This window comes from Variovorax paradoxus (assembly GCF_040544635.1).
GTDB lineage: Bacteria > Pseudomonadota > Gammaproteobacteria > Burkholderiales > Burkholderiaceae_C > Variovorax > Variovorax paradoxus_R.
In genome coordinates this window covers 52,026-71,330 of the sequence record NZ_JBEPKJ010000019.1, presented here as the reverse complement: position 1 = coordinate 71,330, position 19,305 = coordinate 52,026, and the positions used below count along the sequence as shown (strand labels likewise).

At 64.9% G+C, this 19,305-nt stretch carries 20 protein-coding genes and 2 pseudogenes; 5 read left to right on the top strand and 17 right to left on the bottom strand.

What is annotated here, in order from left to right; genetic code table 11:
- Positions 1–57: 57 nt before the first annotated feature.
- The 4 genes from ABIC94_RS25910 to ABIC94_RS25895 all read right to left on the bottom strand — a co-directional run bounded on the left by ABIC94_RS25910 (position 58) and on the right by ABIC94_RS25895 (position 3,083).
- Positions 58–822, bottom strand: coding sequence for a tRNA-uridine aminocarboxypropyltransferase (locus ABIC94_RS25910; RefSeq protein ID WP_354375858.1), 765 nt, complete (start codon positions 820–822; stop codon positions 58–60).
- A gap of 298 nt (positions 823–1,120) precedes the next feature.
- Entirely contained in the window at positions 1,121–1,450 is a 330-nt protein-coding gene (locus ABIC94_RS25905; protein ID WP_354375857.1) for a hypothetical protein, read from the bottom strand.
- Between the two features lie 155 nt (positions 1,451–1,605).
- On the bottom strand, positions 1,606–2,499 hold the full coding sequence (locus ABIC94_RS25900; protein WP_354375856.1) for a DMT family transporter: 894 nt from the start codon (positions 2,497–2,499) through the stop codon (positions 1,606–1,608).
- Positions 2,500–2,852: 353 nt separating this feature from the next.
- Positions 2,853–3,083, bottom strand: a complete 231-nt coding sequence (locus tag ABIC94_RS25895) for a DUF7661 family protein (protein ID WP_354375855.1) — start codon at positions 3,081–3,083, stop codon at positions 2,853–2,855.
- A gap of 114 nt (positions 3,084–3,197) precedes the next feature.
- Here ABIC94_RS25895 and ABIC94_RS25890 point away from each other — a divergent pair, with 114 nt between their 5' ends.
- From ABIC94_RS25890 to ABIC94_RS25880, 3 genes are read left to right on the top strand one after another with little or no spacing between them, the layout of a single operon-like run.
- Positions 3,198–3,452, top strand: a complete 255-nt coding sequence (locus ABIC94_RS25890; RefSeq protein ID WP_354375854.1) for a ParD-like family protein — start codon at positions 3,198–3,200, stop codon at positions 3,450–3,452.
- Positions 3,452–4,243 (top strand): type I methionyl aminopeptidase, encoded by a 792-nt coding sequence (map, locus tag ABIC94_RS25885; protein WP_354375853.1) that lies wholly within the window; start codon positions 3,452–3,454, stop codon positions 4,241–4,243. Before ABIC94_RS25890 ends, map begins: the two co-directional genes overlap by 1 nt.
- A 54-nt stretch (positions 4,244–4,297) precedes the next feature.
- Positions 4,298–4,681 (top strand): nuclear transport factor 2 family protein, encoded by a 384-nt coding sequence (locus tag ABIC94_RS25880; protein ID WP_258508338.1) that lies wholly within the window; start codon positions 4,298–4,300, stop codon positions 4,679–4,681.
- Positions 4,682–4,730: 49 nt separating this feature from the next.
- Here ABIC94_RS25880 and ABIC94_RS25875 read toward each other — a convergent pair whose 3' ends face one another.
- The 6 genes and pseudogenes from ABIC94_RS25875 to ABIC94_RS25850 form a co-directional block, all read right to left on the bottom strand.
- Positions 4,731–5,216: a DinB family protein gene (locus tag ABIC94_RS25875; RefSeq protein WP_354375852.1), complete on the bottom strand. Its 486-nt coding sequence runs from the start codon at positions 5,214–5,216 to the stop codon at positions 4,731–4,733.
- 77 nt (positions 5,217–5,293) lie between these two features.
- The gene (locus tag ABIC94_RS25870; protein WP_354375851.1) at positions 5,294–5,644 is read right to left on the bottom strand and encodes a nuclear transport factor 2 family protein; all 351 of its coding nucleotides are present in this window, start codon (positions 5,642–5,644) and stop codon (positions 5,294–5,296) included.
- Positions 5,645–5,689: 45 nt separating this feature from the next.
- A complete protein-coding gene (locus tag ABIC94_RS25865) occupies positions 5,690–6,091 on the bottom strand; it encodes a RidA family protein (protein ID WP_354375849.1) in 402 nt (133 codons plus the stop codon).
- 229 nt (positions 6,092–6,320) lie between these two features.
- Positions 6,321–6,782, bottom strand: a complete 462-nt coding sequence (locus ABIC94_RS25860) for a GNAT family N-acetyltransferase (protein ID WP_354375848.1) — start codon at positions 6,780–6,782, stop codon at positions 6,321–6,323.
- 145 nt (positions 6,783–6,927) lie between these two features.
- Positions 6,928–7,065: pseudogene (locus ABIC94_RS25855) on the bottom strand (Lrp/AsnC ligand binding domain-containing protein); the annotation flags it as partial.
- A 25-nt stretch (positions 7,066–7,090) separates the two neighbouring features.
- Positions 7,091–7,516, bottom strand: coding sequence for a RidA family protein (locus ABIC94_RS25850; RefSeq protein WP_354375847.1), 426 nt, complete (start codon positions 7,514–7,516; stop codon positions 7,091–7,093).
- A gap of 163 nt (positions 7,517–7,679) precedes the next feature.
- On the opposite strand from ABIC94_RS25850, the gene ABIC94_RS25845 reads away from it, so the two are divergent.
- Positions 7,680–10,097 (top strand): acetamidase/formamidase family protein, encoded by a 2,418-nt coding sequence (locus ABIC94_RS25845; RefSeq protein WP_354375846.1) that lies wholly within the window; start codon positions 7,680–7,682, stop codon positions 10,095–10,097.
- Here ABIC94_RS25845 and ABIC94_RS25840 read toward each other — a convergent pair.
- The 7 genes and pseudogenes from ABIC94_RS25840 to ABIC94_RS25810 form a co-directional block, all read right to left on the bottom strand.
- Positions 10,084–11,322: pseudogene (locus ABIC94_RS25840) on the bottom strand (acetamidase/formamidase family protein); the annotation flags it as partial. The gene ABIC94_RS25845 and the pseudogene ABIC94_RS25840 sit on opposite strands and share 14 nt — an antisense overlap.
- A gap of 23 nt (positions 11,323–11,345) precedes the next feature.
- Positions 11,346–12,992 carry an amino acid ABC transporter permease/ATP-binding protein gene (locus ABIC94_RS25835; RefSeq protein WP_354375844.1) on the bottom strand — a complete coding sequence of 549 codons (1,647 nt, stop codon included), beginning with the start codon at positions 12,990–12,992 and terminating at the stop codon, positions 11,346–11,348.
- A gap of 80 nt (positions 12,993–13,072) precedes the next feature.
- Complete coding sequence (locus ABIC94_RS25830) at positions 13,073–14,005, bottom strand: ABC transporter substrate-binding protein (RefSeq protein ID WP_354375843.1); 933 nt, start codon at positions 14,003–14,005, stop codon at positions 13,073–13,075.
- Between the two features lie 169 nt (positions 14,006–14,174).
- On the bottom strand, positions 14,175–14,669 hold the full coding sequence (locus ABIC94_RS25825) for an Lrp/AsnC family transcriptional regulator (RefSeq protein WP_015865681.1): 495 nt from the start codon (positions 14,667–14,669) through the stop codon (positions 14,175–14,177).
- A 70-nt stretch (positions 14,670–14,739) separates the two neighbouring features.
- Positions 14,740–16,143 (bottom strand): aspartate aminotransferase family protein, encoded by a 1,404-nt coding sequence (locus ABIC94_RS25820; protein ID WP_354375842.1) that lies wholly within the window; start codon positions 16,141–16,143, stop codon positions 14,740–14,742.
- Between the two features lie 154 nt (positions 16,144–16,297).
- A complete protein-coding gene (locus tag ABIC94_RS25815) occupies positions 16,298–17,233 on the bottom strand; it encodes a 2-hydroxyacid dehydrogenase (protein WP_354375841.1) in 936 nt (311 codons plus the stop codon).
- 11 nt (positions 17,234–17,244) lie between these two features.
- The gene (locus ABIC94_RS25810; protein WP_354375840.1) at positions 17,245–18,123 is read right to left on the bottom strand and encodes a GNAT family N-acetyltransferase; all 879 of its coding nucleotides are present in this window, start codon (positions 18,121–18,123) and stop codon (positions 17,245–17,247) included.
- 512 nt (positions 18,124–18,635) lie between these two features.
- On the opposite strand from ABIC94_RS25810, the gene ABIC94_RS25805 reads away from it, so the two are divergent.
- A complete protein-coding gene (locus ABIC94_RS25805; RefSeq protein ID WP_354375839.1) occupies positions 18,636–19,301 on the top strand; it encodes a haloacid dehalogenase type II in 666 nt (221 codons plus the stop codon).
- The last annotated feature ends 4 nt before the right edge of the window (positions 19,302–19,305 follow it).

Sequence of the window (19,305 nt, the reverse complement as noted above, 5' to 3'; positions counted from 1 at the left end):
CTGGTTTACGGTCGACTGCAGCAGCGAACTTCCGCTCAGGGCCGCATTCTGAACTGGCTATAGCAGCAGAATGTTCCGACTTGGCAGGTGCGACACCTCGTGCAATTGTTGGTGGGCAAAGCCATCCCACACGATGGGCTGTTGGCTTTTCGCGTGCAGATAGTGGTGGGTAAACACCGCCAGGTATGCCTCCAGCGTTTGCTCGGCAACGCGTTCGCCCGCGAGCTTCATGCACAAGGCGGCCACCTCGCTGGTGCAAAGGTGGTCGGTGCGCCCGGACCTGCGCAGCTTGTATTGCGATGTCCGGTCGGGCTCCAGGCTCAACACCGGCAGTCGGTCCAGGTAAGGGCTTCTTCGGAACATCTTGCGCGCCTCGGACCAGGTCCCATCTAGAACGATGAAGAGCGGGCGCTTCTGCTGAGCCTCATCCCGGAGGCTGTTGGTAGGTTCAACGGTGCGCACCACCCGTTCGGGCGCTGCGTACTGGCCCGGGAACACTACGTATGGCTGCCATTGCGGGTCACGCAACAAGGCCAGGAGGTCTCGGTCGGTTTCGGTGCGCGTCCAACCAAAGGCGAAGGTATCGGCCACCACATCAGCGACCAACCAGCCCGTGTTGCTCGGTTTGAGCGGCTCAATGTCCGCCATTAGCAAACACACCCCTGCGCGCGTGGTCAACGAAGGGCGCAAGGTACACATGCAATGGCTGGGCACCAGCCGGCAATCCACACAGCGCTCGCGCTTGAAACCACCACGGGCGAGAAAGGGTTTGGAGCTGCGCGCCAGGCGGGCGGAGCGCAGGCGGGAGACTGCATGGGGCATGCGGAGATTCTCGGGCATCCTGGACGGCAAGCGGTCCGAACCGAACAGACACATCATTGCGCGGGCGCCCGCGAACGTCGGCTAGGTTTGCTCAACTAATTTCCGTGCTTGTGCATCCGTAGGTCGAGACTCGGTTTCTGGGAACGATGGGGAAACCTATTGCGTTGGGAGTTCGATAGGCAACTGCTGCGCGAAAGCGGCAGCCGAGGCGATTGCGGGAATCAAGACGCAGAGAATTGTTCGCATTTTCGATGCCTAGCGTTTGATATGAGAGGGCCGACGTCCAGAAACGATTCAGCTACTCGTTGAATGGCAGCATGATTTCTGAACCTTGGACGTCGATGGTCACGACGCCCTCCTTGACTGCGAGCGCGGCAATGTTGTCCATGAAAGCGACCGTATCGCCTGGCCCGCGGGCTGTCACCGAGAGCGAGGAGTCATGTGGGGTTAGTTCGAAACTCATCTCATCCCGAACGGCAATGGCTGTGCCGCCGGTCCAAGGCACGGGTCCAAAAAGCCTTTCGGCGAGGTCTGTGTAGTCGTTCCGCTTGAATGCGGCATCTTCTTTGATTTCCGACAGTACGCGCGGTTGCCCGTGCGACCTAACAAGAACGAAATCGAGACTCATAGTTTTGCTTCCACCGGCGAATGTCCGATCTTGGCCGACTGTAGCCGGTCGCTGCCTCCGGAGCTTTGGGGCCCAAGCCGTCGGGCAGTCGTTCGAGGCTCTTGCCCAAACCTGCTGCAACAGCATGTGGCCTCGCACGCGCACTTCGCCGCGGGTCAGGCGGCCTCTCGCTTTTGCCGTGCGGCCCTCGGCGCCTCGATTCGCGCCAGCCACAATCCGCTCGCAATAATCAACGCGCCGCCGCCCAGCGTCCATGCATCGGGTGCGGCCTGCCAGAACGCCCAGTCCAGCACAAGCGCCCACGCGAGGGCGCTGTATTCGAAGGGGGCGATAGCGGCGGCCTGGCCGTGGCGGAAGGCTTCGGCTATGGCCATCTGGCCCAGAAAGCCGCTGATGGCCAAGCCCGTCAGCACCCACGTGTGCTGAGCCTGGATTGGCCCCCATTGCGGCGCCGATAGCAGGCAACCGCCCACAGCCATGCCGGCCGTGGTCCAGAAGACCAGGGCGGCGCTCGATTCGGTGCGGCTGATGAGCCGGCCCAGCACGTTCGACAGCGCGTAGCAAACTGCGGCCACCAAGATTGCCAGAGCGCCCATCGAGAGGAAGGCTCCCTGCTCGGGCCGCAGCGCGATCACGACACCGACGAAGCCCAGCCCGATGGCGATCCAGTGTCGCGGCTGGACCGACTCGCCCAGCATCGGCACGGCGATGAGCACCATCAGCAGCGGAGCGATGAAAGTGAGTGTGTAGGCCTCTGCCAGGCCCAGGGTCTTCAGGCCATAGACGAAGAGCACAAGCATCGTCATGTTCAGCGCGGTGCGCAGCAGGTGCAGGCGCCAACGCAGCCGACGGCTAAAAACGCCGGACGCCTCGCGCCGCCACGCGATGTACAGGCACACCAGGGGCAGCGCCGTGAGGCCGCGCAGTGCCATCACCTGCACCGGCGGGTAGTGTCCGGCCAGGCTCTTGAGCAGCGCGTCCATGCAGGCGAAGAAGGCGCATGCCAACAGCATCGCGGCGATGCCGCGCAGGGTTCCGGTCGAGTGCATGGTCGGGTTATCTCGCGGCAGTGGCCAGGGGACGGGACTTGTTCTTGACGGCCTAGCATAGGTGCTGAGAACGTCCGGTCTTAGGCCGGCTACGGCCAGACAAAACTATTGCGTGTGGGCTCTGAATCCCAGGTAGAGAAAAAAGCGACGACAGCGCCAATGATGGCAAGCGCCATCGGCCACGGAATGTCCGTGTCGCGATGGTCGCGAGGCGGAACACCACCCAAGCGGGCCAGCGTTGCTCGTCGCTGGTCCGGTGTATTGGCGATGAACTTGACGGTGCGGAAACGAAACGCGGATGACTGCTCTCGGCCAAATGTCGCTGGTTCCAGGCTTCGGCCAACAACGATGGGCTAGGCATCCTGGCTGGGGTCAATCTCAAAGACATCGCCGTTCGTGGGCGTCGCAGACTCATGGTAGATGTCGTAGAGATACTGCGCTAGCTCGGCGCGGGGCAACTCGGACGGAATCGCGAGTCCTGCAGGCCGACGCTTGCCCTCGTTCCCTGTAAGGTGAGCTGCCCATACGTCACCGACCCGCTCGATGGCAATGATTCGTCCGAAAACGTTGAAGCGATATCGCATAGCTCATCCATTTTCAACAATCTTGAGTCGAGGCTGCTCGAGCTCATCTACTCGGAGAATGCTACGCCATACGAAACGTATATACTTCATATACATTTCATACAGAGGCCACTGATGGGTATCGTAAAAATTTCGGACCTGATGCACGAGAACCTGCGCGTGGCTGGGAACGCGCTCAGCAGGTCCATCAATGCGCAGGCAGAGCACTGGATGCGCGTCGGCATGCTGACCGAGATGCACCCGGAGTTGGACCACCGGGAAATCTGCCAACTGTTGATACGAGCCGAACTCGCGGGGGGCCTGGACATTACCGTGGCTGTCACGCCCCCTCCCGGCAAGCCACGCGCATCCTCGACGGGGAAGCACTGATGGCTCACGGTGTTCCCATCAAGTCCACCGGGGAACTCGAGATGGCGCGGCGGGCCGCCCTCCTTGCCGCAGAGGTTCTAAGTGTGGTCGAGCCCTACGTCGTGCCGGGGGTGAGCACGGAGGCGCTCGATCGCATCTGCCACGATCACATCGTGAATGTCCAGGGCGCCATTCCAGCCAACGTGGGGTACCAGGGGTATCCGAAGACCATCCTCACCTCCGTCAATCAGGTGGTTTGCCACGGCATCCCCTCTCCGACCAAGATTCTGAAGAAGGGCGACATCATCAACATCGATGTCGCGGTCATCAAGGACGGCTGGTTCGGTGACACCAGTCGCATGTACTTCGTCGGAGCCCCCAGCGTGCTGGCTCGGCGCTTGGTGGAGACAACCTACGAAGCCATGCTGGCCGGCATCCGGCAGGTCAAGCCTGGCGCGACGCTGGGCGATGTTGGCCATGCCATCCAGATGGTCGCCCAGCGGGAGCATTTCAGCGTGGTGCGCGAATACTGCGGCCACGGCATCGGGCAGGTCTATCACGATGAACCGCAAGTGCTGCACTACGGGCGGCGCGGGGAAGGCCTCGAGCTGGAGCCGGGGATGGTCTTCACCATCGAACCGATGCTCAACGCCGGCAAACGCGAAACCAGGCAATTGCCCGACGGGTGGACCGTCGTGACCAAGGACGGATCTCTGTCCGCACAGTGGGAACACATGGTCGCCGTGACGCCCGAGGGATATGAAGTGCTCACGGCCTGGCCAGGAGGCACAGGTGCCTACGCACCGGCTTGACGCTCAGCATGGGCGAGCAACAATCCCCAAGTCGCACCAGATTGGAGGTGAAGTATGAATGTCACTGTTGCAACCCTGCAGGCCTTCGCCGATGCCTGGAACAGGCACGATGTTGAATCGCTCATGAGCTTCATGACGGACGACTGTGTGTTCGAAGCGTCCGCCGGCCCCGAGGTTTGCGGAACCTCGTACATCGGCAGAGAGGCCGTTCAGGCCGGCTTCTCCGACGCCTGGAAGACTTTTCCCGACGCGCGGTGGCTCTACCCTCATCACTTCGTTTGCGGCGACCGCGGGGTGTCCGAATGGACCTTCACCGGAACGCGGGCGGACGGCTCGCGCGTCGAGGTCAACGGCTGCGACGTGTTCACTTTCCGGGAGGGAAAGATTGCGGTCAAGAACTCGTACCGCAAGAATCGCCCGCCACTTCCGGCGAGATAGCGCTCCCCTTCAACCGTTGAAGCTCCCTATCTGCACCGGACTCGATTGCTCAAAAGACGAGCGGAACATCTCTCAAGAACACCGGCAAGTCCATGGTGGGTGGGCGAAATGACGCTTGGTACAGCATCTGCGCGACGTATCCGCGGTGATAGGTTTTGTGATTCACCACATGGAGCAGTATGTCGCCCCGGGTCATTGCCCCTTGACCACCGTCGACGAAGTCGAAATGCACGATTTCATCGTGCGCCTCGCCGGAGATTTGATCGGCATACTTGACGTACCAATCGTCAATGAGCGCTTGGGCACTGCGCAGCTCCTCAAAGCCTGGCTGCACATCTGTGTTGCGCGACGTGAAGCCATGACGTCTTCCCTCGAGATGAGCCCTCCAGATGAGGTCAACCACGTACGCGTGATTTAACGTCTTGACCATATCGTCCAGTATGGGCGCCTTACTCGCGCTGGTCTCGCCCTCGGGCAGCTCGGCCAGCACGCCGAAAAGGCGCGAGTTGGCCCAAGCCGTGTAGCGCGCGAGCATGCGTATGTTCCTGGTGTCGGTCACATTACCTCCCTGAATTGCAGGCGACAAGCGGCCTCCTCCAATTCCCGCCGCCCTTACGAGGCAAGGACGACGAAAGCCTGCAGTTCGGCCATCTTGCCATCACGGAATCGCCAGACATCGCAGTACGCATGGGGCCGCGTGTTCCCCTCCTCGTCCGTCAACGTGATCTCGCCGAGCGCGGCAACGAAGTCGCCGTCGCCGATCATGTGATGAACCTGGAAGCGGGGCGGCTCTTTATACGTGACCGCCATCCACTCGCGAACGGCCTGCTTGCCTCGCAGGATCGTGTCACCCACGAAGTTCCAGACGGTGTCTTCGGTGCAGCACTTCAAGAACCCTTCGAAGTCGCCGTCCATGATGGCGGCGTTGGCGGTCGCGAGAATTGTCTTGTGATCTTCGGGCATTTCAGCGTCTCCATTCATGAATGGCGGTGGGGGCCGCGCGAGTGATCAATGAATCACGGCCGTGACGCGTATTTCGAACCGCATGGCCGGTGCTCCGAGTGCAGCGACCCCGACCTCGGTCCAGATGGGGGCGTGGTCCGGCATGTAGTGGCGGTATAGCCGCGCGATTGTCTGATTCACCTCGGGAGGAAATCCTCCGACGTGGTACGTGTTCACATGCACGACATGGCCCCAGTGCGCCCCGGCGGTCGCCAGGGTCTTCTCGACGTTCCGGAATGCCTGGGCGATCTCCTCCTCGAGCGACTCGGGGAACTCCAGTTCATCGTTCCAGCCTCCCTGGCCGGAGATCTCGACACGGTCGCCGATTTTCACGGCTTGCGAGTAGTGCAGCGCCTCATGCTGGCGGGGCCCATATCCTGGGGTGACAAAGAATTCGGGTTGATTCATAGCTGCCTTTCAGTAGTTCGCAAAGGCGATGTCCTTGTGCGTGATCTGAACTTTAGTGACCGGACGTGCGTCGATAAAGACGCAATGCCCGAAATCACATTTTGGCAAGCCCAAACAATCGCGGCCCGCGGAAGGAGCAATGGACCGAAGCTAGCCCAAGCGAGGACCCGCTGCGCCGCGAATCGTGATTTCCGTGAGGCTGCTTCTGGCCCAGAAGCGGCACTGCCCTTTATGAAAGGCTCTCCGGGAATCGGTGATACATGAAGAACTGATCGTCCTGCTTCCAGCCCCTCTCCTCGTAGAGCCTCTGGGCCGAAGTGTTGCCACGCGCGACATTCAACGTCACGCGAGCGGATCCCAGCGACCAGGCATAGGACTCGAGGGCCGAGAGCAGCTTGGACGCCAAGCCTTTGCGACGCCCCGACTCCTGAACGAAGAGGTCATTCACGACAAAGACCCGGGAGAGCGAGACAGAAGAAAAACTCGGGTAGAGCTGAGCAAATCCCACGGCCGTTGTGCCGTCGTGGCAGATGAAAAGCACCGACTCTCCGTGATCGAACCTTTCGCGCAGAAACGAACGTGCGGCGGCCACATCGCTTGCCTGTCCCTGGAACTGCCGGTACTGGTCAAAGAGCGTGGAGAGCTCATCGAGATCGGCCAGAACGGCTTGGCGGACGGAAGTTGAGTTCATGTCGTGTTGAAACGAGTGTTGGGAACTGGACGTTCGAGCTGATCCGCGAACGCCCGCGCGCCGGTCGGCCCTCCCGATCACCCATGCTGCTGGTCGCATTCTGCCGTCGTGCACGACTCCGGCATAGGGCAACACCATTACTGCCGATGTAGCTGAAGTACTTCGAGATGCCGGTGTTGCGTTCGAGCAGTTCCTCGATCACTTCCTGGTAGTGGTTGACGCCACGCTTCAGAAAGCGCAGCAGGTAGTCGTAGCCGCCGCTCACCAGGTGGCATTCGAGCACCCATCGCACCCGTGGGTGCGTTCCTTCAGCGGGGCAGGTCGTCGGCCGCGGACTGCGTGCCGCCGCGCCGTGCCACGAGATCGATCTCGATGCGCGCGCCCTTGGCCAGCCCCGTCACGCCGACGCAGGTGCGGGCGGGCCTTCGCCCGCTCGCGAAATGGCTGGCATAGACCGCGTTCATCGCCGCATAGTCCTCGTCGAAGTGCGTCAGATAGACGCGAACCGACAGCGCGTGCTCCAGGCCAAGCCCGCAGCCGGCCAGAACCGTCTGGAGGTTCTTCAATACCTGGCGCGTCTGCGCCTCGATGCCCTCGGGATAGGGCGCGTCCAGCGAAACGCCGGTGAAAGGCATCTGCCCGGTAACGAACACCCAGCCGTCGGTTTCGACCGCGTGGCTGAAAGGAGCGACCGGTTCTGGTGCACCGGCAATCATGTGGAAGATGGGAGACATCGCGGCAAATTGAGGCGGCTGCGGCAGCCGCTGTCGGTGCGGCTGCCGCCCCGGGCCCCGGAGTTCGACATGCACCTGCGGCAAGCCAGTAGCGTGCCAACTTCGGGCATGGCGCGTGGCACGTGTCTTGCGCACTCTGCGCAAGCAACCAGAAAGCGCCGCCGTGCAGTTCGAACAGTTCTCGACCGACTCCTATCCGGTGCACCAGCGGCCCCACGCCTGGCGCGATGCCTTGCATCTGCACCGTCTCAGGCCCGAAATGGCGCCGGCAGCGGCTCCCTTGTACGGCACCCTGACGGCGGGCCGCACCGCACGCGGGGTCGGCATGGCGCGCATCACCTCGTCGCCGCAGACCATCCAGCGGCTGGGCGACACGGCCGACGCCATCTGGCTCGCGCTGCACCTGAGCGGCGATGCCGCGCTGCACGACGGCCAGCGGACGATCGAACTGGCTCCCGGCGACATCGTCTTCGGACCGGCCCAGGCGCAGGCGGGGCTGGATTTCCGCTCCAACTTCCGGCAGTTCATGGTGTCCATGCCACGCGCCAGCCTGAAGGCGCGGCTGCCCGGCAACCCTGGCTTCGCGCTCGGCCACTTGCCAGGCCGGGCGGGCCTGGGCCGCATGTTCGCGGGCACGCTGACCGCGCTGGCCGACGCCTTCGACACATTGAGCGATGACGACGTCGCACCGGTCGAGTCCGCCTTGTCGGAGTTCATTGCAACCAGCCTGGCCGCACAACGGGACACCACCCTGCCCACCATCAGCAGCACCCAGGCTGCCACGGTGCGCCGGCTTTGCCAGTACGTCGATGCCAACCTGAGCGATGCATCGCTGTCGCTGGCCGCCGTCGCGGCCCACGGGCGCGTGTCCGAGCGCCTGGTGCAGAAACTCTTCGAAGGCCTTGGCCAGACCTTTACCGCCTATGTGCGCCAGCGCCGCCTCGAACGGTGCCGCGCCGACCTCGCGAACCGCCAGTACGGACACCTGTCGATCTCGGACATCTGCTTTCGCTGGGGCTTCAATGACCCGGCGCATTTCAGCCACTGCTTCCGCGACCGCTACAGCATGTCGCCACGGCAATACCGGCAGCAGGCCAACGAGGTGAGCCAGCAGTCGCTGCGCAAGCGTATACGGCGCGGCTGGCCTTCGGGCTACTTCGAGTCTCCGGCCGAGGACCCGGTGCCCTTCACCGCGCGCATCGACACGCGGGCAGCGGCAGGCGATGCCACCGGCACCACCGGAATTGCCGCGCAAGCGGCAGCGGCCGTGCCGCACGACACCAGCGCCGCGACGGGCCATCACCACCATCTGCCGGCCACCGCGCAAACCATTCACTGGGGCTACTTCGGCCGCTCGATTCCGCCTGTGCTGACCATTGCCTCCGGCGACATCGTGACGATCGAGACGCTGACCCAGCACGCCTACGACGACCACGAGCGCATGATCAAGGGCGACTCCGGCGCCGAAAGCGTTTTTCATTGGACGCGCGAGCACAAGGCCGTGGACCGCCGCGGCGCCGGTCCCACCGATGCATCGATCTACGGCCGGGGCAGCGGCGAGGGCTTTGGCGTGCACATCTGCACCGGGCCCATCTACGTGAAGGACGCGCAGCCCGGCGACGTGCTGGAGGTGCGCATCCTCGATCTCGCTCCACGCCTCGCGGCCGACGCCAAGTACGAAGGCCGGGCCTTCGGCAGCAATGCCGCCGCGTGGTGGGGCTTTCACTACGACGACCTGATCGAGGAGCCCCGGCAGCGCGAGGTGGTGACGATCTACGAGGTCGACTGCAGCCAGGGTCATGCGTGCGCCCACGCCGTCTACAACTTTCGCTGGACGCCGCAACTCGACCCAAACGGCGTGCTGCACCCCACCATCGACTATCCCGGCATTCCGGTCGACCGCGCATCGATCATCGAGAACCACGGCGTACTCCAGGGCGTGACTATTCCTGTGCGCCCGCACTTCGGCGTGATCGCCGTCGCGCCCGCCGAGACCGGCCTCGTCGACTCGGTGCCGCCCTCATGCTTCGGCGGCAACCTCGACAACTGGCGCATCGCCAAGGGCGCCACCGTCTACCTGCGCGTCGGGGTCGACGGCGGGCTGCTGTCGGTGGGCGATCCGCACGCCTCGCAGGGCGACAGCGAACTGTGCGGCACGGCCATCGAATGCTCGTTGACCGGCGTCTTCCAGATCGTGCTGCACAAGGCCGATCAGCTGCAGGGCGAACCCTACGCCGACATCGACTACCCGCTGGTTGAGACTGCCGACGAATGGGTGATCCATGGCTTCAGCCACCCGAACTACCTGAAGGAATTCGGCGACAAGGCACGCAGCGCGATCTACGAAAAGTCTTCGCTCGACCCGGCCATGCGCGATGCCTTCCGCAAGACCCGGCGCTTCCTGATGACCGCCATGCGGCTGAGCGAAGACGAGGCGATTTCGCTGATGTCGGTTGCCGTCGACTTCGGCGTGACGCAAGTCGTCGACGGCAACTGGGGCGTGCACGCGGTCATCCGCAAGTCACTGTTTGCCGGCCGCCAGTTGCCGGCGGCTGCGGCTGCGGCAGTCAACGGTTCGTGAAGACGCTCTTGCGGATCGAACCATGGACGCCCCAGTTGGCGTCCACCACCTGCGTCACGCCGAAGTCGGCCGCCACCGACAGCAATGCAATGGCTTCATCCTCGCTGAGGCGGTGCACCGTCATCAGAAAGCGGCGCAGCTTGCGGAAGGCATCGCGCATAGCCGGGTCGAGCGACGACTTGCCGGCAATCGCCGTCTGCGCGTCGGGCCCCAGAGCGGCCAGGTAGTTGGGGTAGGTAAAGCCGTAGACGGACCATTGCTCTTCGGTCTCCAGCAGCGGATGGTCCAGGCCTTCGAGCAAGGTGCCGCCCAGTTCGGACTGCTTGTGCAGAATGAATTCGAAGTCTCCCGTCAGCGAGGTCTCGATGGCCGTGCCACCCAGCTCGCTGTCGCCCTGCGCCGCGTGCGGGTCGCCCACCGAAAAGAACGCACCGGGCACGGCCACCGGGTAGTACATGCGCGCACCCTTGCCGATGCGCCAGTCGTCGATGTTGCCGCCGGTGTAGCTGGGTGGAATGGAGCTGACGAAATCGGACTCCGAAGGCGCAAGGCCCATGGTGCCGAAATGCAGCCGCGCCGGCACCTTGACGTTGCGCAGGATGTCTTCCCGCTTGCGCACCAGCGTGTGGTCGACCGGCACGCCGGGGTAGCCGATGGTGGCATGCACCACGCCGTCGGGGTCGGTCTGCGGCGTCCACACGTAGTTGTACACGGCACGTGCGAAAGGCTCGCCCGAGGTGTCGAGCTCGAAGATCGTCACCACCTCGCGCGGCTTGGGCTCTTCGATCAGGTCGCGGTAATGAAAGCCCCACGACGCGGCCGCGTTCGAGCCGAAGCAACGGCCCGCATAGCAATGGTTGCAGCTGGGCCGCAGCCGCACGTCGAGGATGCGCACTTCCAGCACGTCGCCCGGCTCCGCGCCTTCAATGACCACCGGGCCGGTCAGCAAATGCACGCCCACGCCTTCGCCCTCGCCGAGCTTGAAGGGCCCCGTTACCGGACCGGCGCCGCGGCGCGGCACGGCCTTGTGCTCGCGCGTCCACGCGAACACCGATTCGGCGCCGGGGTCGCCGGCGATCATGCGCTCGTGATCGTCGTTCGCATGGTGCGTCAGGGTCTCGATGGTCACGCGGTCGCCGGACTTCACGACCAGCGACGGCGCGACCGCCTTGCTGAAATAGCCCCAGTGGATGGTCTGGGGGGAGACGGGCAGGATGTGGTGTTTCATGGGGTCCTATAGGGGCGGGCTCAGGCGGGCACGGGTGTCGAAGCGACCGGCAGCACGTCGGCCGACATCACGCTCAGGAATCGGGCGGTTTCGCGCTGCCGCGGGTGCTGCAGCACCTCGAGCGCCGGGCCGCTTTCGACGATGCGGCCGCCGGAAAGAAACACCACGCGGTCAGCCACCTCGGCCGCAAACCGCAGCTGGTGGGTGGAGATGACCATCGTCAGTCCTTCCTCGACGGCCAGGCGCCGGATCACCTCCAGCACCTCGTTGACCAGTTCGGGGTCGAGTGCCGACGTGGGCTCGTCCAGCAGCAGCATGCTCGGCCCCGGCGCCAGCGCACGGGCGATGGCGACACGCTGCTGCTGGCCGCCGGACAGGTGGCGCGGCAACGCTTCGGCGCGGTGCGCCAGGCCCACGCGCATCAGCAGTTCACGTGCGCGCCGGTCGGCGTCTTCCGCCGTCCAGCCGTGCACCCAGCGCAGCGGGCCGGCCACGTTCTCCCGCGCCGTCAGGTGGGCGAACAGGTTGAACTGCTGGAACAGCATGCCCACACCCAGGCGCGCACGCTCGCGGGCCAGGTCGCTCGGGGTCATCAACTGGCCGTCGGGCCGGTAGCCCAGGCGCTGGCCGCCGACATGGACCTGTCCCGCGTCCCAGCTTTCGAGATGGTTGATGCAGCGCAGGAGCGTGCTCTTGCCAGAGCCGCTCGGTCCCAGCAGCGCGACCACTTCGCCGGCGTGCACCGTCAGGCTCAAATCCTTGAGCACGGCCTGCGGACCATAGGCCTTGGACACGCCGTTGATGCGCAAGGCCACCGGCGCATCGGCCAGCCGGGAAGCGCGGGCCGTGCGTTCGCTGGACGATGCGGCGGGAAGCGGCCGAACAACGGGGGCCGCATCCTCAGGCTCGACCGCTGAAACCTCTGCGCCTGCGTCTTCTTTCGAAACCGAAGGGCTGGCGGACGATGCCGCGGCACGGCGCCACGGCAGCCACCGCGCCAGTCCGCTCAGCGCCTGCGGGCGGTCCAGGTCGAAGCGCGCTTCGAGCGCCAGCTGCACCAGACTGATCGCGCCGGTCAGCATCAGGTAGATCAGCCCGGAAGCGAAGAAGACCGAGAAGAAATCGAAGGTCGACGAGGCCAGCTGCGAGCTGCGCAGCGTGAGTTCCTGCACCGCGATCACCGAGGCGAGCGAGGAGTTCTTGAGCGTGCTCACCGCCTCGTTGCCCATCGCCGGAATCATCGATCGCAGCGCCTGCGGCGCGATGATGCGGCGCATGAGCACGCGCGGCGTCATGCCCAGCGCCTGCCCGGCCACCACCTGGCCGCGGTCGACGCCGACGACGCCCGAGCGGAACATCTCGGCGATGAACGTGGCCTCGTTGAACGCCAGCGCCAGGCCGGCGGCCAGGAGCCCGGGCAGCACGATGCCCACGTGCGGCAGCGCGTTGTAGAAGAAGATCATCTGCAGCGCCAGCGGCGTGCCGCGGAAGATCACCGCATAGCCCCGGGCAAACGCGGCCAGCGGCTTGAAGCGGCTGAGCTGCATTGCCGCAAGCACCAGCCCCACCACCACCCCGCCCGCCAACCCGATGCCAGTGGCTGCAAGCGTGAAGACGATGCCCTGGATCAGGTAGGGCATGGAGAGGTAATGGAGGAACAGGTCCATGTCAGTACCGCCCGGCCGTTCCGAAGGTACTGACAGCCCCCTCGGGGGGCAGCGAACGGAGTGAGCGTGGGGGCCTCATTTCACTTCGCCACGAGCAGGCGCGGCGCCTCGAGGTTCTCGACCGGCAGGCCGTTCTTCTTGAGCAACTCGGTCTGGATTCCGGCCTTCTGTATGGCCACCAGCGCGGCCATCACCGCGTCGCGGAACTCCGGCTTGCCCTTGGGCACGGCAATGCCCACCGAGTACGGAAGCGTCACCGCGGCCGCCTTCTCCAGCTTGTCCGGGTAGGCCTTGACGGCGCTGTCCACCGTATTGACGTCGTTGATGTAGGTGTCCGCACGACCCGCGAGGATGGCCTGGATGCAGTTCTGGTTGTTATCGTAGAGCTGGACCTCGGGCTCAGGCTTGCCCATGGCCTTGCACTGCGGCGCGAGCGCCTGGATGAGCGGCACCTCGACATAGCCGGTGTTCTCGGCAGCCACGGTGCCGCACAGCGAGGTGTTGATGCCGGTGATCTTCTTCGGGTTGCCCTTGGCCACCAGCACGCCGTCGAACACCTTCGAGTAAGTGATGAAGTCGGCCGCCTTGGCACGCTCTTCGGTGGCGTAGATGTCAGAGATGACGATGTCGGCCTGCCCGGCCTGCAGCGTGGTCAGCAGCGCCGCAAAGGTCACGGGCTTGTAGGTGAGCTTGAAGCCCAGGCAGCCGCCGATGGTCTCGCCCAGGTCGATGTCGAAGCCGATGTACTTGCTCGGATCCTTGGGATCGATGGTTTCGTAGCCGGGGGTGTGCGGGTTGATCGCGTTGACCAGCGTCTTGCCCTTGAATTGCGGGTACTTGGCCTGCAGCGTGGCGCATTCCGCCGGTGCCTTGACGGCCTCGGCGTGTGCGGGTGCGGCGGTCAGCGCAAGGGCCGACAGGCCGATCGACACAGCGGCCGCAGCGCGCATGCCGGCCAGTGCGAGCGCGCGAAGCCGGACGCAGCGTCCGGCCGGGAGGGGAAGGGTTTGCATGGTCCGAGGCTCCTGTGGAGACGGCGCAAACCGGCTGGCACCACGCCAGCCTGTTGCACCGCACCATGTGAGCGTAGGAGCTGCGCCGCCGCCGCACTTGTGTGTGGGCGCACGACTGCTTGTGCGAACCGCGATACGACCAGGGCAAGCCCTGCCCTTCCAGACGCAATCAGCGCGGGTGTGGGAACAGCCGCTCGATCGGGCAATGCGTCTTGATGAACGGCGACTTGATGACGATGTAGCTGAAGTACTTCGAGATGCCGATGTTGCGTTCGAGCAGTTCCTCGATCACTTCCTGGTAGTGGTTGACCCCGCGCGTCAGAAAGCGCAGCAGGTAGTCATAACCGCCGCTCACCAGATGGCATTCGAGCACCTCGTCCACCTCGCGGATCGCGGCCTCGAAGCGCACGAAGTCTTCGCGGTGGTGGTCTTGCAGCGTGACCTCGGTGAACACGGTGAGCGTGTCGCCGAGTTTTTCGAGCCGCAGGTGCGCGCCGTAGCCGGCGATGTAGCCCGCCTGCTCCAGCCGCTTCACCCGGATGAGGCAAGGGCTGGGCGACAGGCCGACCGCGTCGGCCAGGTCGACGTTGGTCATGCGCCCGTTCTGCTGCAGTTGGGCCAGGATGCGCAGGTCGAGTCGGTCGATCTTGAAAGCTTCAGACATAGCGGTCCTGAGTAACGGAGAAAGTCCGATTCTGCTTTGCCGGCGGAGCCCTGGGGCAGTACTTTCCCGGTCAGGCGGCCAGCGCCGCGCGCACGTCGGCGGCGTCCAGCACCTCGTCGAGCGTTTTCTTCAGGCGCACGAACATCTGGGCGAACTCGTCTTCTGTGAAAGTCAGTGCCGGCGCAAAGCCCAGGATGTTGTCGCCGAAGGCGCGGAACACCAGGCCATTGCGGTAGCCCGCGGCAAAGATGCGGTCCGCCAGCCCGAGCGATGCATCGAAGCCGCGCTTGCTTTGCTTGTCGCTCACCAGCTCCAGCGCGCCCAGCAGGCCGCGGTGCCGCGAATCGCCCACCAGCGGATGCGCGCGCAGCGCATCGAGCCCCGCCGCAAAATGCGCCGCAACGCGCTGGCCGTTGGCGAGCACCCCGCCCTCTTCGTAGAGACGCAGCACTTCGAGCGCGACCGCCGCGCTCACCGGATGGGCCGAGTAGGTTGCGCCGTGGCCCACCGAAACGCCCGCGGGCGCGCCGTCGGCGATGCCGGCATAGATCTTCTCGGACATCATGGTCGCGCCCATCGGCACATAGCCCGATGTCAGGCCCTTGGCCATGGTCATCAGGTCGGGCTCCACGCCTTCGGCCTCGCAGGCGAACATGGGGCCGGTGCGGCCGAAGCCGGTGATGACTTCGTCCACGACGAAGAGAATATCGAGCTCGCGCGCCGCATCGCGCATGGCCTTGAGCCAGCCCTTGGGCGGCACGATGACGCCCCCCGAGCCCTGGATCGGCTCGCAGAAGAATGCGGCCACGTTCTCGGCGCCGAGTTCGGCCACCTTGGCGCGCAGAGAGGCCACGGAGGCGGCGATGAGCGCCTGCGGGTCGCTCCCTTCGGCGTGGCGGTACGGGTTGGGCGACGGAATGTAGTGCTGCGTGGGCAGCGGCAGGTCGAAGCCCCGATGAAAGGCCGGCAAGGCCGTGAGCCCCGCGCCGGTCGACGAAGAGCCGTGGTAGCCGCGCTCCAGCGCGATGAACTGCTTTTTCGATGGCTTGCCGATGGCGTTGTAGTACTGCACGATGAAGCGCACGGCGGCATCGATGGCTTCGGAGCCACCGAGCGTCATGTACACGCGGGTCAGCGAAGCGGGAGTGATCTGCACCAGCTTTTCCGCAAGGCGGATGGCCGGTTCGCTGCTGAAGTGAAAGTAGCCCGTGGCGTACGGCAGGCGCCGCATCTGGTCGGCCGCGGCTTGCACCACGCTCTCCTGGCCGTAGCCTACGTTCACGCACCACAGGCCCGCGAAAGCGTCGAGCAGTTCATGCCCGTTCGCATCCGTGAGCCATGCGCCGCGGGCCGAGGCCAGCACGGTGGGGCCGCGCTGCTCGTGGGTGCGCCACGGCGAGACGGGATGGATGAGGTGGGCCCGGTCGATGGCGTCGAGCGTGGCGAGGTGCGGCAATGCGGTGGGATGCGTCATGGCGGTGTCGAGTAAAGCGAGAGCGAAGGAAGCTTTCGAATGCCCTCAGCTTAGGCGGCCCGCCGCATGGCGTGGTGCTGCTTTGGGGGTGCTGCGCGAAGCACGCTGCGGTTATGCGCCCTCCGACAGCACATCATGCGGTCGGGCTTTTTTTTCAGTAGCCCTTGGCGCGGTCCACCCGGCCGACCATGGGCTCGCCTGCTTCGAAGCGGCGCAGGTTGTCGAGCAGAGCCTCCGCGGCGCTCAGCGGCTGCGTCATGCTCGCGATGTGCGGCGTGAGCTGAATACGCGGATGGCGCCAGAAGGCATGCGCGGGCGGCAGCGGTTCGGGGTCGGTCACGTCGAGCACCGCATCGCCGATCTGCCCGCTGGCGAGTGCTGCCAGAAAGTCGGCCTCTACCAGGTGCGGCCCGCGGCCCACATGCACCAGGCCCGCGCCCACGGGCAACATCGAGAACAGCTTCGCATCGAGAAAGCCGCGCGTCGAATCGGTGAGTGGCAGCAGGCACACGAGGATGTCGGTGCGGGCAAGAAACGCGGGCAGCTCGTCGGCACCCGCATGGCACTGCACGCCTTCGACTTCATGCCGCGAGCGGCTCCAGCCCGCGCAGACGAAACCCAAGGAGACCAGCTGCGCCAGCACCGCCTGGCCGAGCGATCCCAGCCCCAGAACACCCACGCGCCGCTCGCCGGCGGGCCGCACCGGCAGCGCCTTCCACTGGCCTTCCTGCTGCTGGCGCCGGTACTGCGGCATGTCGCGATGCAGACCGAGCACCGCATGCGTCACATACTCGACCATGCCGCGAACGATGCCCGGCTCGACCATTCGCACCACGGGCAGCTCGGGCGGCAACGCTGAGAAGTCGAACTGGTCGACTCCCGCGCCTGAAGAGAACAGCACCTCGAGATTCGGGAAGAGCTCGGCGATGTCTTTGGGCGGCTCCCAGGCCGCCAGGAAACGCACCTTCGCCGGATCGCCGATGTCGGGCCAGATGCGAAAGTCGATGTCGGGCCGGTGGCGGCCGAACACCTCGGCCCATTGGCGTCCGCGCACGGGATCGGACTTGTAGAGAAAGGTCGTTGTTTTCACAGGCGGCTCCTTCAGCCCACGGCCTGCGTAACGATGGCAAAAAGCGAAGGCCCGCCCGGCGGAACGGCAAGCGACTCACCCCTCACCATCGTCGTCGGCGCATCCACGCGCAAGAGCCCGATGCTTTCGAGCCACTCGGCCAGCCCGCTGTCGAAGTCGATGTCGATGCGCGTGAAGTTACCGGCGTTCAGGCTCGCAAGATGCGCGATCAGCGCCTTCGCACCCTGGGCATCCGGCGCGACCACCGGGCCGATGGCATGGCCCCGCCCGAAGCGCCGAAGCATGGCGAAGCCCTTCGGCTGGTTGTCGTGGTCGAGCACCACGCAGGCATCGGCGTTTTGCAGCAGCTCGGCGATGAGTGCATCGCGCGGCATGCCCCGCGATGCTGCGTCGAGCGCCTGCAGCGCGGGCAGTTCGTTGAGGCCCGCGGGCCGCAGGCGCCAGCCCGGCTTCAGCGCAACCAGTGGTGCCGGCTGCGCAATGCCCTGGTGCTGCCGCATCTCGCCGGTACGCACGAAGCCCAGCCGTTCGTAAAGACCCCGCCCTTCGGCGGTGGCGTGCAACAGCACCGTGCGGTCTTCGAGCCCTTCGAGCAATGCGCTCATGAGCCGATGCCCGATGCGGCGGCCCTGGCAGGCAGGCGTGACGATCACCAGGCCGATGGTGGCGTGGCTTTCGCCCCAGCGCCAGCGCAAGCCGGTAGCGATGATCTCGCCGTCGCGTTCGACCGCAATGCCGTCGGCGTGCGCGAACATCTGCTCCCAGTCCGCGGGGCGATGCGGCCAGCGCAACTCGGCAGACAGCGCATGCGCATGCGGAAGGTCGGCGGCCGTCATCGGTCTGAGCACCACGCCGTCCACGGCGGGTGCGTTCGAAGTAGGTTCGGGCATAGGGAAAACTCTCTGTTGCGAAGGAATGGCGCATCCATCTTGGACGACATTGCGGCGCCGCACCAGACCGAAATGGCCCTCTTTTGCAACTTGCAAGCTTCGGTTGCCGCATGCCCCGGTTTCGCAATTCGCTGCGGCGGTGGGCTCGCATACGCACACAAATGCTGCGCCAACCTGCCTAGGATCGACCGCCACTTCCTACGACCTGCGCCATGCAAGCCTTCGACCCGCTAAACATCCATCTGCAAGGAGCTGAAACGCCGGGCGGCCGAGGCCAACCTGCGGTTCAAAAGCGTGCTCATCGGCTTTGCGGTGACGCACCAAGGTGCACGGCCGCACGCATCAAGGGCACACCGCATGGCATGCCGTCGCTGCCCCCGCAAACCGCAGCTTCGTTTCGCCAAGCACCGTTTTTCCCTACATACCTCGAGCGAGGGCGTGCTGCAATCGCTTCGTAATTAGTTCGTCATCAGTTCGTCGCATTTCCCACCCTTTACACAGGATCAGAGACCATGACTTTCCGTCCCAAATACGTGACCTTCGACTGCTACGGCACCCTTACCCGGTTCCGCATGAAGGAGCTGACCGTCGACCTCTTCGCCGACCGCATCCGGCCCGAGCAGATGGAGCAGTTCGTCACCGACTTCACCGCCTACCGCTTCGACGAAGTGCTGGGCGCCTGGCAGCCCTACGAGGTGGTGCTGAAGAACGCGGTGCGGCGCCTGTGCAGGAAATGGAAGATCCAGTACCGCGACAGCGACGGGCAGAAGTACTACGACGCCGTGCCCACCTGGGGCCCTCATGACGACGTGGCCGCGGGCCTCGCCAAGGTGGCCAAGGAAATCCCGCTGGTCATTCTGTCGAACGCCTCGGACGACCAGATCCAGAAGAACGTGGCCATGCTCGGCGCGCCGTTCCACCGCGTCTACACCGCACAGCAGGCCCAGGCCTACAAGCCGCGCCTGCAGGCCTTCGAATACATGCTCGACTCGCTGGGCTGCAACCCCGAAGACGTGCTGCACGTGTCGTCCAGCCTGCGCTACGACCTGATGTCGGCGGACGACATCGGCATCGTCAACAAGGTGTTCGTCAATCGCGGCCACGGACCGGGCAACCCGGCCTACCGCTACACCGAGATCCAGGACATCGGCGGCCTGCCAGGCGTCGTCGGTCTCTGATCCT